This window comes from Tsukamurella sp. USMM236 (assembly GCF_037148755.1).
Classification (GTDB): Bacteria; Actinomycetota; Actinomycetes; order Mycobacteriales; family Mycobacteriaceae; genus Tsukamurella.
On record NZ_JBBCSS010000002.1, the window covers coordinates 592,630 to 608,960 of the forward strand.

The window sequence follows — 16,331 nt, forward strand, 5'->3', positions numbered from 1 at the left end:
GCGCCCGCGCGCCGTCGTCGTCCCCCCGGTGGCCCGTGGGCCCTCCCCCTTTCGGTGGACCCGCCGGCCGCGGCGATGTGCTGCAATGGGCGCATGAGGTCGGTGCTGAGCGGGTGGTCGTCGGAGTACGCCGCCGTGCCGGCCTTCGGCATCTGCCTGGTGGGCGCGGTGCTCTGGGGCGCCGGCGGGTGGTCCGTCAACTCGCGGACCGAGGACTTCTACCCGTGGCAGGTCAAGCTCGGGCTGCTGGGCGGCGCACTGGCGATCCAGCTGCTCGCCCGGCGCCGCCCGGCCGCGGCCTTCGGCCTCATGCTGGCCCTGGTCGCCTGGGACTTCACCTTCGGGCCGTCCGTGGTGCTGTGGATCGCCCTGTCGGACGTGATCTACCTCGCGGTGGCGACGGGGTCCGAACGGCTGCGGGACGTCGTCTCGGTGACGGTGCTGGTGCTCACGGTCGTGCTCGGCGTCGGCGCGACCGCCTTCGTCGGGGTGAAGGCCGGCATGTACGCCGTGCTGATCCTCATCGCCGTGATCTGGTCGCCGATCGGCTACGGCCGGGCGGTGCTCGCCTACCGCCGGCTCGCGGAGCTCGAGCGCGAGGAGGGTGAGTCCCGGCGCGCCACGGCGCTCGCGGACGAGCGGCGGCGCCTCGCACGGGAGCTGCACGACACCGTCGCCGGACACCTCTCCGCGGTCGCGATCCTCGCCGACGCCGCGCAGCGCACGCCCGAGAATCCGGCGGTGCTGCAGTCGATCCGGTCCGGCAGCCTCGCCGCGCTCGAGGAGATGCGGGCCACGATCAACCTGCTCACCTCGCCCGACGACGCCGCCGTCCGCACCACCCTCGAATCCCTCGAGCCGCTCATCGAGACGGCGGGGGCCGCGGGCGTGTCCGTCCGGCTCCGGCTGCCCGACGGTCCGCTGCCCACCGCCGTCGAGGCCACCCTCACGCGAATCCTCGGTGAGGTCATCACGAACGCCACCAAACACGCCCCCGGCGCCGCGCTGGAGGTCGACGTCGACGTCACCGAGGAGCACCTGACCATGACCGCCGCGAACGCCCTGCTACCCGGCCCGACCGGCTCCGGAGACGGCCTGCGCAACATCGCCTTCCGCGCGGAGTCCATCGGCGGGTCGGCGACCGCGGGACCCGACGACGGGGCGTGGGTGGTCCGGGCGACGATCCCGATGGAGGTGGCGCGGTGACGGCCACCGTCGTCCTGGCGGACGATCACGCGGCGATCCGGGCGGGCCTGCGCCTGCTCCTGGAATCGACCGGGGAGGTGCGGGTGATCGGCGAGGCGGCCGACGGTGCCGCCGCCCTGCGGCAGGCGCGGGCCCTCAAGCCGGACGTGGTCGTGATGGACGTCCGCATGCCGCGGGTCGACGGGCTCGCGGCGACGGCCTCCGTCGTGGCCGAGACCGACAGCGCCGTGCTGGTGCTGACGACCTTCGACCTCGACGAGTACGTCCTCGGCGCGCTGAGCGCCGGGGCGAGCGGCTTCCTGCTCAAGTCGGCGGGCGGCGACGAGCTGATCCGCGCGGTCCTGGCCGTCGCGGCCGGCGACGCCGTACTCGACCCCAAGGTCACCCGGGCGGTGATCGCGGCGATCCCCCGTCCCGGCGCCGAGCCCGCGGCCGTCGACCTCAGCGCGCTCACCGACCGCGAGCGCGACGTCCTCGCCGGGCTCGGCGAGGGCCTGTCGAACCAGCAGATCGCGCGGCGTCTCGACATCGGCGAAGCCACCGTGAAGACGCACGTCTCGCGGGTGCTGATGAAGCTCGGCGTGCAGTCACGGGTGCAGGCAGCAGTCGTCGCCGCACAATCCGGTTTGAATTAGGGCTTGACCTCAACAATGCTTCGGGTTATTTGATGGACTCGTTCCGGAAAACGACCCGAGGAGACATCATGACCGCCATCGACACCGCAGCCCCGTCGACCTTCCGCCCGACCCGCACGACCGCCGTGCTGGGCGCCGTCGGCCTGTCCCTACTCACGAACCTCGCCCTGTGGCTGATCGGCCTCGTCGCGGGCGGCGACTTCACCATGACCGACGAGGCCGGGGTCCGCGCCTCGGTCGCCCCCGGCGGCGTCGTCCTCATGACGGTGGTACCGCTGGCCGTCGGCATGACCGTGGCCGTGCTGCTCTCGAAGCTGTGGGCCCCGATCCTGCGGGTCGCCGCCGTGGTCGGCGCCGCGGCATCGCTCGGCACCATCGCGGGCACCCTGGCCGCGGACTTCGACGGACCGTCCACGGTGATGCTCTCGCTGATGCACGTGGTGATCGCCGCGGTGCTGGTCATCGCCCTGGAGGCGCTGTTCCGCCGCGTGCGCTGATCACCGCGGGACCCGCGGTCGCCGGCGCGGCCGGCGACCGCGGAGGATCCGTACCCTCACTCCCTCACCGGGTGAGGGTACGGATCCAGTTCCGGGTGGCGGCGGGGTCGATCACGTCGTCCAGCTCGAAGGTGGTGGCGGCGTGCAGCGCCCGGCCGCGTTGGTACGCGAGTGCCAGCAGCTGGTCGAAGAGCTCGGCGCGGGCGGCCTCGTCGGGCGCGGCGGCGAGTTCCTTACTGAAGCCCAGCCGCACCGCGCCCTCGAGGCCCATCCCGCCGATCTCGCCCGTGGGCCAGGCGACGGTGAACTGCGGGGCGTGGAAGCTGCCGCCGGTCATGGCCATCGCGCCGAGGCCGTAGCCCTTGCGCAGCACGATCACGCCGAGCGGCACCGTGAGCCGCGCACCGAGCACGAACAGCCGGGAGAACCGCCGGACGGTGGCGTGCTCCTCGGCCTCGGGCCCGACCATGAACCCGGGGGTGTCGCACAGCGAGATCACCGGGAGCCCGTGCGCCTGGGCCAGTTCCAGGAAGTCCGCGAGCTTGTCCGCCGCCTCGCCGTCGATCGCGCCGCCCAGATGGCGGGTGCTGTTCGCGATGAGCGCGTACGGCTTCCCCTCCACCCGGACCAGCGCGGTGATGATGCCGACGCCGTAGTCGCGGCGCAGCTCGAGCGTCGAGTCCTCGTCGACGATGGCGGCGATCGCGGCGCGGACGTCGTAGGCGCGCAGCCGGTTCTCCGGGACCACGTGGCGCGCGGCGCGCGGATCGGGCGCGGTCCAGGCGTCGACGGGCCCGGCGAAGTAGCCCAGGTATCGGCGCGCGCGATCGACCGCGTCGGCCTCGTCGTCGGCGACGACGTGCACGACGCCGTTGCGGCGCTGCACGTCGATGGGGCCGATGGCCTCGGGCGGGAACTCGCCGAGCCCACCACCCGAGATCATCGCCGGCCCGCCCATGCCGAGGTTGGCGTCCGGCGTGGCGATCACGACGTCGCAGATGCCCGCGAGCGCCGCGTTCCCGGCGAAGCAGCGGCCGGAGACGACGGCGATCAGCGGCACCCGCCCGCGCAGCGCGCCGAGCGACCGGAACGTGGGGACGTCGAGGCCCGCCACGATGTCGAGATCGGTGTCGCCGGGGCGGCCGCCGCCGCCCTCCGCGAACAGCACGATGGGCACGTTCCGGCGGTCCGCGACGTCGATGAGCCGGTCGGTCTTGGCGTGGTTGCGCCAGCCCTGCGTGCCCGCGAGCACGGTGTAGTCGTACGAGATCACCATCGCCTCGGCACCGCCGATCGTCGCGAGGCCGCCGATGAGCCCATCCGCGGCGCCGGTCGCGATGAGCTCCTCCTCGGAGCGGCGGGCCCGCTGCGCCGGCAGGAGCAGCGCGCCGTACTCGGTGAAGCTGTCCGCGTCGACGAGGTCCTCGATGTTCTCGCGCGCGGTGCGCCGGCCGATCCGCCGCCGCTTGGCCACAGCCTCCGGGCGGCCCTCGTCGAGCGTGACGCGGTGCCGCTCGCGCACCTCGTCGAGGTCCGCGCGGGGCCGGTCGAGATCGAGCGCGTCGGCCGCGTCGTCGGCGGCCGCCGCGCCGTCGGCGGGGGCGTACGTCAGGAGCGGGGTACCCGCGGTCACCGTCTCCCCCGGCCGCACCAGCACGTCGCCGACGGTCACCGACACGGGCAGCGTCTGCTCGTGCTCCATCTTCATGGCCTCGAGCACGACCAGGGCGGTACCGGGTTCGGCGGCCGATCCGGCCTCGGCGACGGCGACGACGGTGCCGGTCAGCGTCGCGGTGAGTACGTCCCCGTCGAGCTCGACTGCGGGCGTCGATGCGGGGGCGGCGGTCTCGGGCACGAGGTCACCGATCCGGCGCGCGAGGTAGCCGGTGTCGACGGGGCCCGAACGGAATTCGGGATCGGCGAGGACGGCGCGCAGCAGGGCGACGTTGGTACCGGGGCCGTCGATCACGAACTCCCCCAGCGCCGCGTCGGCCTTGGCGTAGGCGCGCGCCGGCGTGGCGGCCCGCACGATCACCTTGGCGAGCAGGGAGTCGTACCGGGCGGAGGTGGCCAGGCCCGGCCGACCGTAGCCGTCGACGCGCACGCCGGGACCGGTCGGCGGCGTGTAGCCGGCGAGGACGCCCGCCGAGGGGAGCACGGTGCCGTCGCGCTGCGGCACCTCCAGGTTCACGCGCGCCTGCACGGCGGTGCCGTGGGCGCCGGCGGGCGTTCCGCTGACGGCGCCGTCGCGGCATCCGATCGCGGGCGGCAGGCCGAGATCGCCGAGCGGTGCGCCCTCGGCGAGGGCGAGCTGTGCGGCCACCAGGTCGACTCCGGTCACCTCCTCGGTCACGGTGTGCTCCACCTGGATCCGGGGGTTCACCTCGAGGAAGACCGCCCGGCCGTCGCGGACCAGGAACTCGACGGTCGCGAGGCCGCGGTAGCCGGCGGCGGCGCAGAGCCGGGCGGCGTGGCCGTGCAGCGCGGAGCGCAGGCCGGCGTCCAGCGCCGGCGCGGGCGCGACCTCGACGAGCTTCTGGTTGCGGCGCTGCACGCTGCAGTCGCGGTCGCCGAGCGCGACGGCGGTGGTTCCGTCGCCGATGACCTGGACCTCGATGTGCCGGGCGCCGGTCTGCAGTTCCTCGGCGAAGACACGGCCGCCGCCGAAGCCGAGCTCGGCCTCGGAGACGCAGGCGCGGTAGGCGGATTCGAGGTCCTCGTCGTACCGGGGGCCGGGCAGTACGGCGCGCATGCCGCGGCCTCCGCCGCCCGCGACGGCCTTGATCATGACGCCGGCCGCGCGGCCGGCGGCGAAGGCGCGCACCGCCTCGAGGTCGGCCCCGCCGTCGGTGGCGGCGGGCACCGGGACCCCCGCGGCGACGGCGGCCGAGCGCGCCGCGGCCTTGTCGCCGAAGGTGCGGAGTACGTCGGGGTCGGGGCCCACGAAGGTCAGGCCGGCGACGGCGCAGGCCGCAGCGAAATCGGCGTTCTCCGCGAGGAAGCCGTAGCCGGGGTGCACCGCGTCGGCGCCGGTGCTCGCGGCGGCCGTGACGATCGCGTCGCGGTCCAGGTAGGCAGCGGGGCCGGAGCCCGCGAGTGCGACGGCGTCGTCGGCGGCGGCGACGTGCGGGGTGTCGGCGTCGTCCGCGGCGTAGACCGCCACGGTCGGGATGCCGAGTTCCCGTGCGGTGCGGATGATCCGCAGCGCGATCTCCCCGCGGTTGGCGATGAGCAGCTTCACTTCGACTCCCCCTGGTGGATCGCGGCCGCCACGTTCTCCGCGGCCACCGCAGGACTTCCTTCTGATGCCGCGCCTGCGATCTGCGCCGCCCTCTCGAACAGCACGCCCTTGCGCACCTTGCCCGTCGCCGTCATCGGCAGCGCGTCGACGACCACGAAATCGGGCACCTTGTAGCCCGCCATGTTCTCCCGCGCCCACGCGGTGAGCTCGGCGACGTCCACGGGCCCCGCCGAGACGACGAAGGCGAGCGGCACCTGCCCCTTGCGCGCATCGGGCCGCGGGACGACCGAGACCGAGCCGATCGACGGGTGATCCTTGAGCAGCGCCTCCACTTCCGACGGGAAGACCGACATGCCGTTGACCTTGATCATCTCCTTCGTCCGCGCGAGGTAGTGCACCGCGCCCCAGTCGTCGATCCTCCCCACGTCGCCGGTGTGCAGCCAGCCGTCGCGGATCGCCTCGGCGGTCGCGTCGGGCCGGCGGTGGTAGGCGGTGAGGATCGACTCGCTGCGTACCACGATCTCGCCGGTCTCGCCGAGCGGGACGGGCGCACCGTCGGGGTCGACGACGAGGATGTCGGTGCCGGGCACGGGAAGCCCGCAGAAGACGGGGTCGGCGGTGAGGTCCCGGTCGCCGTCCTGGAAGCCGAGCGTGAACGTGTCAGCGGTGTGCGTCTCGGTCATGCCGTAGGAGGCCTCGCGTAGGACTCCGCCGGTCAGGGCGCGCCAGCGGGCCCGCAGCTCCGGGGTCAGCTTGAGCACGAAGGAGACGGCCAGCGGGTTGACGACGGTGCGGAAGGCGGCACCGTCGAACCCGGGCAGGTCCATGAGCTCGACGTAGTTGTCCACCGTCGCAACGGTGTCCGTCACGCCGTACCGGGCGATGAGCGCGGCGGCGACGGCCGGGTCCCACCGGGTCATGAGCACGATCGTCTGGCCGTTGAGCAGCGGCTTGAGGATGCCGAAATCCTCACCGGCGATCCAGAACACGGGCAGGAAGTTCAGCCCGACGGGGGCGCTCTCCCCCACCGCGGTGCCGCCCGCCACGGTGGCGGTGGCCGCCGTGTAGGCCATGTGCCGCTGGGTGTGCTCGCAGCCCTTGGGCAGACCGGTGGTGCCGCCGGTGTAGTTGAGCGCGGCGAGCGCATCCGGGTCGGAGTCCCGGACCGGCGCGGGCGCTGCGACGACCACACGGTGCCAGTCGCTGCGCGGGTCCGGCGCGATGTCGAAGGGCGCCGGGGCGTCCGGGAGCGGCGCGGTGTCCGCGAGGAGATCGCCCAGGGCCGTGGCGAAGACGGTGCGCACCGGAGTCTGCGCGCGCACCGTCTCCACCAGGTCCAGCAGGTCGGTCTGCGCCAGCAGCACGCCGACACCGGCGTCGTCCAGCTCGTGCTGCAGCTCGCGCCCCTTGAGCAGCGGGTTGACCGGAACGTGGACGGCGCCCAGCTTGAGGATGCCGAGCATGGCGATCGCGAACTGCGGGCAGTTGCCCAGGTAGACGCCGACCGCGTCGCCCGCGCGGACCCCCGCGTCGAGGAGCAGGCCCGCGAACCGGTCCGAGAGCTCGTCGTACTCGGCGTAGGTGACCTCGCGGCCGTAGAAGGCCATCGCGACGGTGTCGGGCCGGTGCCGCGCCCAGTACCGGAGGTGCTCCACCATTGCGGGCGTTTCCGCGGGGTACTCGACGGTGCGCGGCACCTGCGCCGGCCAGTTCCGCAGGCGCAGTGCGCGGATCTCGTCGGCGGTGGCGTCGAGTGCGGCGGCGACGGCGGTGTTCCGGTCGGTCATGGGGCTCCTTCGGTGCGTCGGCTCCGTCAGAAGCCGATCAGTCGTTCGGCCACGCGGATCTGATCCGCGATGAAGCGCTCGCGCGCGGCGGGGCTGTCGCGCGCCACGCGCTTCGCGCCGTGGTGGATGGTGTCGTTGAGGATGGTGACCAGCGTCGCGGGCGGCAGGCACAGGTCGACGGTGGAGGGATCGAGGGATTCGAGGTAGGCGGTGTAGCGCCGGTGCGTGCGCCGGGTGGTGCGGTCCCAGATCGCGGCGACATCCTCCCGGACCGGGGCCATCGCGTCGAACAGGGCGACGAGCCCGCCGTTCGCGAAGACCGCGTCGGCGTAGGCCCGCATCGTGGCCGCGATGACCTCGCGCGGCACCTCGGTCTCGATGCCGTCGAGCATCTGCGTCGCCTCCAGCTCCGCGCCGATCCGGTCCACGAGGGCGAGGAGGATCTCGTCCTTCGACCGGAAGTACGCGTAGAAGGTGGGCCGGGAGGTCTGCGCGCGGGCGGCGATGAGCTCCACCGTGGTGGCCGCATAGCCGAGGTCGTCGAAGCAGTCGGCCGCCGCCCGGAGGAGTTCCTCCCGGCGGGCGCCACCGGCGTCCTTGCGGTTCGCGCGGGCCCGCTCCTGTGATTCGCTGATCGTCACGCTCACGAGTCTGCTCGGCTCCGCTCGGACCTTCAAGGACGCCGGTGCCGGCTCACACCGACGCGGGGATCCCGGGCACCGCGTTCGGATCCTCGCGCACCGCCCGGCCGTTCGTCTCCTTGAGGAAGTAGGCGCTGGCGAGGGTCACCAGGCCCATGGCGGCGAGGTAGACCGAGACGAACGTGGAGGACTGCGTCTCGGCGATGATGGCGGTCATGATCAGCGGGGCGACGCCCGAGACGGCGACCGCTGCCAGCTGGTAGGCCAGCGAGGCACCCGAGTAGCGGATCCGGGGCTCGAAGAGCTCCGCCATGAACGCGGCGAGCGGGCCGTAGGTGAGCGCCTGCCCGAAGCTGGAGACGAACATCGCGACCAGCAGCAGCCCGATGTTCGTGGTCTCCGCGAGCCAGAAGAACGGGAACGCCCAGGCGATGAGCACGGCGCCGCCGACCAGGATCAGCGGGCGGCGACCGACGCGGTCGGACACCGCACCCGCGGCCATGATCACGAGCGGCATGACGACCGAGGTGGCGAGCACGCACGCCAGGATCGAGTTGCTGCTCATGCCCAGGCCGCCCGCGGAGGGCTTCTTGCTGCCGTAGCTCACGAAACCGGCGATGGAGACGTAGAACGCGGAGTTGGTGCCGGCCAGCAGCCCGGCGCCGAGCAGGATCTTTCCCCAGTGCCCCCGGATCGCCTCGGACAGCGGCGCCGCGGCGACCGTCTCCTTGCCCGCGTTCTTGGCCGCGACCTCGCGCTGGAGGGCGAGGAACTCCGGCGAATCCTCGATCTTCTTGTGGATGTACATGACGACCGGCACCAGGATCGCGCTGGCCCAGAAGGGCACGCGCCAGCCCCAGCTGAGGAACGCGGCGTCGTCGAGGACGCCGTTCATCAGGATCATCATCAGGTTGCCCAGCAGCAGGCCGAGCGGAACGCCCATCTGCCCGAAGGTCCCGGCGAATCCCCGCTTCTTCGGTCCTGCGGACTCGGTGAGCAGGAGCACCACACCGCCCCATTGGCCGCCGCATGCGAGGCCCTGGACGAAGCGCAGGGACACCAACAGGATCGGGGCGAGCGAGCCGATCGCGCTCGCGGTGGGCAGGCAGCCGATGAGGAAGGTGGCCGCCCCCATCGCGGTCAGACACCAGATGAGCATCGGCTTGCGGCCGATCTTGTCGCCGAAGTGCCCGGCCAGGATCCCGCCCAGCGGCCGGGCGATGAAGCCCACCGAGAACGTCGCGAAGGCCATCAGCGTGCCCATCAGCGGCGAGAGGTCCGGGAAGAAGACCTTGTCGAACACCAGGGCTGCGGCGGTGCCGTAGACGAAGAAGTCGTACCACTCGATCGAACTGCTCACCAGTCCGGCGGTGAGCAGCTTGCCGTGCGACTTCTTCTTCACCGGCGCGACGGCACCGGGCTCGCTGGTCTGTGTCATGGATGGCCCTTCGTGAAAGTTGTGATCCCCGACACAGAGAATGCTTGACGTTGACGTTCGTGTCAACCGATTCCGAGAAATTGCTAAGCGTTTGCTTACGCAGCTGGGAGACCGTTTCCAGTGCTTCGGACCCGTTCGACACCGGCTCCGGCCCCGATCACGTACAAAGAGCACATGGCACTCCTCGAACCCGATTTCCCGTCCGCCAACGGCCGCGACACCGTCCACGCCTGGATCTACACGCCGGTCCGCGAGCCCCGCGCGATCGTGCAGGTGATCCACGGCCTCGGCGAGCACTCGCGCCGGTACCTGCGCCTGATCACGGCGCTGCTCGACGCCGGCTTCGTGGTGGCCGCCGAGGACCACGCGGGACACGGCGCGACGGCGATGGACTCGGGCGTGTGGGGCGACGCGGGCGAGGACGCGGCGCACGTCCTCGTCGCCGACGCCGCCGCGCTCCGCGCGAAGGTCCGGGAACTCCACCCGGGCCTGCCCTACGTCGCCTTCGGGCACTCGATGGGCTCGATGATCGCCCGCGGGCTCGCCACCGCGCAGCCGGACGGGATCGACGGCCTGGTGCTGTGCGGGATCGCCGCGCAGATCGCCGGGATCGACGGTGTCGTCGACCGCGCGGCGCTCGCTGCTGAGCCCGATCAGGCCGGGCCCGCGCCCGCGCACTACGTCGGAGAGCTGTTCGACGGCTTCGTCTCCCGGTTCGGCGCGGGCGCGGGCCCCACCGACTGGGTCGCGCGGGACGCGGACGTCGTGCGGGACCACGCGGTCGACCCGTTCAACAACTTCGGCGCCCCGCTGTCGGCCCGGTTCCTGCGCGGCTTCATCGAGTTGTACGACGCCGCGAACGGCGACGCCTTCTACGCCGCACTCCGTCCCGAGACCCCCGTGCTGATCCTCGCCGGCGACCAGGATCCGGTCGCCAACTACGGCGAGGGCGCGTACCACGTGGCCAACGCCCTCGTCGCGTCCGGACACCCCGACGTGCGGACGCGCGTCTACCCCGGTGTGCGGCACGAGGTGCACAACGAGCCCGAGACCCGCGACGACGTGACCGCCGAGCTCATCGCCTTCGTCGAGCGCGTGATCGCCTGACGTGACTTCCGGTGATCTCCAGCGGGTCGACCTGAACCTGCTCGTCGCGTTCGACGTCCTCATGGCCGAACGGAGCGTCACCCGCGCCGCGACTCGGATGCACCTCGGGCAACCCGCGATGAGCGCCTCGCTGGCGCGCCTACGACGACTCTTCGACGATCCGCTGCTCGTCCGCGAGGGCCGGACGCTGGTGCCGACGCCCGTCGCGGAGTCGCTCATCGCGCCCGTCCGGCAGTCCCTCGAGCTCATGGCGGGAGCGCTCCGCCAGAGCAGCGTCTTCGACCCGTCGACCGAGGAGCGGACCTTCACCATCCTCGCCACCGACTACTTCCTCGTAGTACTGCTGCGTCCGTTGCTCGCCGGCCTCCGGCGCGAGGCGCCGGGCGTGCGGATCCACGTGCGCCAGATCGGCGAGGACTACGCCGACGTGCTCCGGCGGGGCCTCTTCGACCTGTGCATCGTTCCCCGCGAGTCGCAGCGTTCCGACGTCCCGATGCACAGCGAGGACCTGTTCGGCGACCGTTTGGTCTGCGCTGTGGATTCCGAGAATCCCGAGGTGGGAGAACGGTTCTCCATGGAGCACTTCCGATCCCTGCCGTACGTCGCCTTCGCCGGCGGCGAGACCCTGCAATCGACGGCACAGGGTCGGCTGCGATCGCTGGGGATCGACCGGCCCGTGGACGTCTCGGCCCACGGCTTCGTCGCCGCGCTGCTCATGCTGCGTGACACTCCCCTGTTCACGCTCGTCCACGAGCGCCTCGGACGGAGCCTCGCCGAGCCCGCCCGCCTCAAGCTGCTCGATCCCCCCGTGGATTTCGACCCGATCACCGCGGCGATGTACTGGCTGCCCCGACAGGACGACAGCCCCGCACACCAGTGGCTGCGCCTCCGGCTCCGCGAAGCCGCAGCCGCCTTGAACACATCATTCTGATCGATACTTGACATCGATATTCATCGGTAACCCCTGTGCCTCCGGCGGCGCTAGCGTCGAGGGAGATCGACCGCGAATCCGTCGAAATCCACCGGAAAACAGGAGCTCTCATGAAGTTCGTCACCTTCCACCGCCCGGGTGACCCCCGCCCGCGCCTGGGCCTCGACAACCGCGATGAGTACAGCTACACCGACCTCACCGGCCGCTTCCCCGACGATCCGGACTTCGCATCCATGCTCGCCCTGATCGACGGCGGGCAGCCCGCCCTGGACAAGGCCTGGGCCGCCTACCTCCGCCTCGACGCCGACTCGATCGTTCAGCGGGATGTGGTGACCCTGCTCGCGCCGTTCCGGCCCCGCCGCCTGCGTGACTGCTCGCTCATCGTCGCGCACCTCCGCCCGAGCCTGGTCCGGACGGTGCAGTGGCTCGGCACGCACGGCGACGAGCGTCCGCTCCCGACCGCCATGGCTGCGACCGATCGCCTGATGTCGGCGCTCTACGACCCCGCCGCCTCGATCGGCTTCGCCGACCGCGACCCCGACACCGGCGCGGCGCCTGGTGGCGTTCTCACGTGGCCGAGCGCCAGTGAGATCCTCGACTACGAGCTCGAACTGGCCGTCGTGATCGGCAAGTCCGGCCGGGACGTCACCGCGGAGGACGCCGAAGCCCACATCTTCGGCTACACCGTCTACAACGACTGGTCCCTCCGCGACGTCCAGGCCCGCAACATCCTCGGCAGCGGCGATGTCCACGGCGACGCGAAGGACTTCCCGCACAGCAACGCGATCGGCCCCTGCGTCGTCACCAAGGACGAGGTCCCCGATCCGCGTGGTCTCGCGATGACGGTCCGCGTCAACGGACAGGTGTGGGGTCGCGGCTCGTCGTCGGAGATGGTCCACGGCTTCGACGACGCCGTGGTCGAGCTCAGCCGAGGCGCCGATATTCGGGCCGGCGAGGTCTGGGGTACCGGAACCGTTCCCGGCGGTTCGAGTTTCGAACTCGGCCGCCGCCTGCCCCGTCCGGCCCTCGTGGAGCTGGAGGTCGAGCGCATCGGCACGCTCGCCCACTACGTCGTCCCCGAATCCTGATCTGTCCGCTACGGAGAAAGGTCCACCATGACCACCCGTCCCGCCCTCCTCGATGATCCCCGGCTCATCCGGCTCACCGACGAGGTCTTCGTCTTCGGCACCTACCCCTACAGCGGCCTCGTCGTGACAGACGAGGGATGCATCGCCGTCGACGGCCCGATGTCGCCGACCATCTGTGCGCCCTGGAAGGCATTCATCGACTCGAAAGGCCCGCTGCGGTATCAGGTGTACTGCGAGCACCACTCCGACCACACCATCTCGGCCCCCTACCTGCGACCCGAGGTCCTCGTGTCGTCCGAGACGACACGCGGGGTGATGGACACCGATGAGATGGCCCAGGAGGCCATGCGCACCTGGGGTGCCTACCCGGACGTCGACGCCGCCGTCATCGACGCGTACACGATGGCCTACCCGACGCTCACCTACCGCGGCCGGATGACGATCGAGCTGGGCGGCAAGCGGTTCGTACTGTTCGAGGCACCCGGGCACACCATGGGATCGACGGTCGTGCACGCGATCGACGATCGGGTGGCCTTCATCGCGGACCTCGGCATGACCCCGGCGATCCAGTCGGGCGACCCCGTCGCATGGCTCACCACGATCGCACTGCTCGAGACGCTGGACGTCGACTGGTACGTGCAGGGCCATATGGACCCGATGCGTCGCGAGGACCTGCACACGTGGCGAACGGCCCTCCTCGAAGCACTGGACATCGCGCGCCGACGTGATCGCGCGGGCCTCACTGCGGATGAGATCGTCCAGCAGGGCGGCGTCTTCGATATCGCAAGCATTCTCGGGGGAAGGACCTTCCTGGGGCGTGGTGACATCCCGCCCGGCCTGCTCACCTTCGGTGCGAGCACGCTGCAGACCGTCGGGGCCGAGCGGATGGCCGAGGCCGTGCACCGCCATCCCACCGATTCGCTCTCGGCCGCAGTCGGCCCCGTCAGCACGCAGGAGTGAGTTCGATGAGCCAGGACGTCTTCATCATCGGTGTCGGCATGACGCCCTTCGGTGTGCACGAGGCCGAGACCGTCCCGACGATGACGGCCCGCGCCGTACGGGAGGCCCTCGCCGATGCCGGCATCGCGCCGTCCGCGGTGGACGGCGCCTTCTTCGCCAACACCACACAGGGCCCGTTGGAGGGGCAGGCGATGATCGCCGGTCAGATCGCGCTCCGCGGAATCGGTTTCGAGCGGCTCCCGATCTTCAACGTCGAGAATGCCTGCGCCAGCGGATCATCAGCGCTGAATCTCGCGATCACCAGCGTGCGGGCCGGCGAGGCGTCCGTCGCCCTCGCGGTGGGCGCCGAGAAGATGAACACCGGCGACAAGGCGAAGACGATGGGCGTCTTCGACGGCGCCTACGACCTCTCGGACCCCGTTGCGCTGGAACGCACCCTCGCCGCGCTCGGCGGCGAGGTCGACACCAGCGGCGCCGGGCAGCGCAGCATCTTTATGGACATCTACGCCGCGTTGGCGCGCAACCACATGGTGACCTTCGGCACTACGCAGGCGCAGATCGCCGCTGTCTCGTCGAAGAATCACCGACACTCGGTGGACAACCCCCTCTCGCACTACCGCAAGACGATGAGTGTCGAGGAGATCCTGGCGGCGCGGGCGCTCGCCCACCCGCTGACCGTCCCCATGTGCTCGCCGCTGACCGACGGCGCGGCTGCCGCGATCGTCTGCACCGCCGAGGTCGCCGCGCGGATCGCCGGGCGGCGGAACGTCCGGGTCCTCGCATCCGTCGCCGGGACGAGCGTCGAGCGCGAGACCGGCGACCACCTCAGGCACGTCACGCGGCTCGCGGGCGAACGTGCGTACGAGCGTGCCGGCATCGCGCCGAGCGACGTGGACGTCGCGGAGGTGCACGACGCCACGGCGTTCGGTGAGCTCGCGATCAGTGAGCACCTCGGCTTCGTCGAGCCCGGCGGAGGCGGCGCCGCCGCCGAGGCCGGGGAGACGACCATCGGCGGCCGTATCCCGATCAACACCTCCGGCGGGCTCGAGTCGAAGGGCCATCCCCTGGCCGCGACCGGGCTCGGACAGGTCTTCGAGCTCGTCACGCAGTTGCGCGGCGAGGCCGGGGCCCGGCAGGTCGACGGTGCGCGGCTCGCCCTCGCCGAGAACGGCGGAGGCTTCAGCCCGTTCGGCACCGGCGAGGAGGCCGTCGCCGTGGTCACGATCCTCGAGGCGCCCTGATGGCCGTCATCGACTTCTTCGACCGCGGCTGGGCCGGCAACACCGACGGGGACGCGTTCGTGATGGGCGAGCGGCGCTGGACCTACCAGGAGGCCGGCGAACTCACCTGCCGCATCGCCTGGGGCCTGCTCGACACCGAGGTCGCCCGGACGGGCAACACGGCGGTGCTCGCGCCGAACGACCCAGTGGCGTGGATGTGCGTGCTCGGCATCTGGCGGGCCGGGCGCACCTGGGTGCCGCTGCACCCTGGTGAGCCCGCCGCCGCCTCGGCGCAACTCATGCAGCGCTTCGACTGCGAGGCCCTGTTCTTCCACAGCTCGATGCGCGCCGAGGCGGAGGAGATCCGGTCCGCTCTCCCCCACGTGACTCTCATGGTCTGCATCGACACGGACTGCGGCGGCGCCCATGTGGCGCTGGAGCAGTGGGTATCCGCACGCGCGACGACACGGCCCGCCGTCGCGTACGACATGGACGACGTCGTGATGATCTCCCCCACCGGCGGGACCACGGGCGTGCCGAAGGGCGTGATGAACACGCACCGGACCCTGGCGAACTCCTGCGCGCACATGATGATGGCCTTCCACTACGACGCCGGCGAGCGCATCGTGAATCTGGCCGCGGCGCCGCTCACGCACTCCGCGGGGATCGTGAGCCTGCCGGCTACCGCGCGGGGCGGCACCGTCGTCCTCGTCGAGCGGCCCGACCCCCCGTCGGTGGTCGCGGCGATCGAGCGGTATCGCGTGACGGACCTGTTCCTGCCCCCGACGGTGATCTACCGGATGCTCGATTGGGTCCAGGGGCGCGACTGCGACTTCAGCTCACTGCGCTACTTCGTGCACGGGGCCGCGCCGATGTCGGTCGAGAAGCTCAGACGAGCGATACAGACCTTCGGCCCCGTCATGACGGCGGCGTACGGACAGACGGAGGCGTTCGCGGCGATCGCGTACGCCCGCCCGGACGAGGTAGCGGGGTCGGATGCGCGCCTGCGGTCCTGCGGTCGGCCGTACCCGCTGATCTCGGTCGAGATCCGCGACCGTTCCGGCGCCGCGGTGCCCCGGGGCGAGACGGGCGAGATCTGCGTCCGCGGCGATCTCGTGATGAAGGGCTACTACAAGCAGCCCGACAAGACCTCCGAGACGCTCGTCGACGGCTGGCTCCACACCGGCGACGTCGGCCACCTCGACGAGGACGGCTACCTCTACATCACCGACCGGACGAAGGACGTGATCATCTCGGGCGGCTTCAACATCTACCCGAGCGAGATCGAGCAGGTGATCTGGGGCCACCCCGCAGTCGGCGATTGCGCCGTGATCGGCGTCCCAGACCCTGACTGGGGCGAGAAGGTGATCGCCGTCGTCGAACTATCCCCCGGCGGCGCGGTGACCGAGGCGGATCTCCTCTCCCTGGTGAAGGCGTCGCTGGGGAGCGTCCGGACCCCGAAACGGGTCGACTTCGTCCCCAGCCTGCCCCGCAGCGGCACGGGCAAGGTCCTCAAACGCGCGCTGCGGGACGACTACTGGTCCGATTCGGACAGCAGGATCTAGGGACCCGGTACGACG

The 16,331-nt window shown here is 71.5% G+C and carries 13 protein-coding genes; 9 read left to right on the top strand and 4 right to left on the bottom strand.

All coding sequences use genetic code 11. From position 1 onward, the window contains the following. Positions 1-93: 93 nt before the first annotated feature. The 3 genes from WFK95_RS08785 to WFK95_RS08795 all read left to right on the top strand — a co-directional run bounded on the left by WFK95_RS08785 (position 94) and on the right by WFK95_RS08795 (position 2,338). On the top strand, positions 94-1,206 hold the full coding sequence (locus tag WFK95_RS08785; protein WP_224645716.1) for a sensor histidine kinase: 1,113 nt from the start codon (positions 94-96) through the stop codon (positions 1,204-1,206). After that, positions 1,203-1,841 carry a response regulator gene (locus WFK95_RS08790; RefSeq protein ID WP_224645717.1) on the top strand — a complete coding sequence of 213 codons (639 nt, stop codon included), beginning with the start codon at positions 1,203-1,205 and terminating at the stop codon, positions 1,839-1,841. Before WFK95_RS08785 ends, WFK95_RS08790 begins: the two co-directional genes overlap by 4 nt. A 68-nt stretch (positions 1,842-1,909) precedes the next feature. Beyond that, on the top strand, positions 1,910-2,338 hold the full coding sequence (locus WFK95_RS08795) for a DUF6069 family protein (RefSeq protein WP_224645718.1): 429 nt from the start codon (positions 1,910-1,912) through the stop codon (positions 2,336-2,338). A 64-nt stretch (positions 2,339-2,402) separates the two neighbouring features. On the opposite strand, the gene WFK95_RS08800 is transcribed toward WFK95_RS08795, so the two are convergent. From WFK95_RS08800 to WFK95_RS08815, 4 genes are read right to left on the bottom strand one after another with little or no spacing between them, the layout of a single operon-like run. After that, a complete protein-coding gene (locus WFK95_RS08800; RefSeq protein WP_336670468.1) occupies positions 2,403-5,579 on the bottom strand; it encodes an acetyl-CoA carboxylase family protein in 3,177 nt (1,058 codons plus the stop codon). Further along, positions 5,576-7,366, bottom strand: coding sequence for an AMP-binding protein (locus WFK95_RS08805; protein ID WP_336670469.1), 1,791 nt, complete (start codon positions 7,364-7,366; stop codon positions 5,576-5,578). The genes WFK95_RS08800 and WFK95_RS08805 overlap by 4 nt, the downstream gene beginning before the upstream one ends. Positions 7,367-7,392: 26 nt before the next feature. After that, positions 7,393-8,007 carry a TetR/AcrR family transcriptional regulator gene (locus WFK95_RS08810; protein ID WP_224645721.1) on the bottom strand — a complete coding sequence of 205 codons (615 nt, stop codon included), beginning with the start codon at positions 8,005-8,007 and terminating at the stop codon, positions 7,393-7,395. Between the two features lie 52 nt (positions 8,008-8,059). Continuing rightward, positions 8,060-9,445, bottom strand: a complete 1,386-nt coding sequence (locus tag WFK95_RS08815; protein ID WP_224645722.1) for an MFS transporter — start codon at positions 9,443-9,445, stop codon at positions 8,060-8,062. A 174-nt stretch (positions 9,446-9,619) separates the two neighbouring features. Between WFK95_RS08815 and WFK95_RS08820 the strand changes: the two genes are divergently transcribed. From WFK95_RS08820 to WFK95_RS08845, 6 genes are all read left to right on the top strand, one after another. After that, a complete protein-coding gene (locus WFK95_RS08820) occupies positions 9,620-10,552 on the top strand; it encodes an alpha/beta fold hydrolase (RefSeq protein ID WP_224645723.1) in 933 nt (310 codons plus the stop codon). Between the two features lies 1 nt (position 10,553). Further along, positions 10,554-11,483 carry a LysR family transcriptional regulator gene (locus WFK95_RS08825; protein WP_224645724.1) on the top strand — a complete coding sequence of 310 codons (930 nt, stop codon included), beginning with the start codon at positions 10,554-10,556 and terminating at the stop codon, positions 11,481-11,483. A 110-nt stretch (positions 11,484-11,593) separates the two neighbouring features. Next, the gene (locus WFK95_RS08830) at positions 11,594-12,571 is read left to right on the top strand and encodes a fumarylacetoacetate hydrolase family protein (RefSeq protein ID WP_336670470.1); all 978 of its coding nucleotides are present in this window, start codon (positions 11,594-11,596) and stop codon (positions 12,569-12,571) included. A 27-nt stretch (positions 12,572-12,598) separates the two neighbouring features. Further along, the gene (locus WFK95_RS08835) at positions 12,599-13,531 is read left to right on the top strand and encodes a hypothetical protein (protein WP_224645726.1); all 933 of its coding nucleotides are present in this window, start codon (positions 12,599-12,601) and stop codon (positions 13,529-13,531) included. A gap of 5 nt (positions 13,532-13,536) precedes the next feature. Beyond that, on the top strand, positions 13,537-14,772 hold the full coding sequence (locus WFK95_RS08840) for a thiolase family protein (protein WP_336670471.1): 1,236 nt from the start codon (positions 13,537-13,539) through the stop codon (positions 14,770-14,772). After that, entirely contained in the window at positions 14,772-16,316 is a 1,545-nt protein-coding gene (locus tag WFK95_RS08845; protein ID WP_224645728.1) for a class I adenylate-forming enzyme family protein, read from the top strand. Before WFK95_RS08840 ends, WFK95_RS08845 begins: the two co-directional genes overlap by 1 nt. Positions 16,317-16,331: the final 15 nt, after the last annotated feature.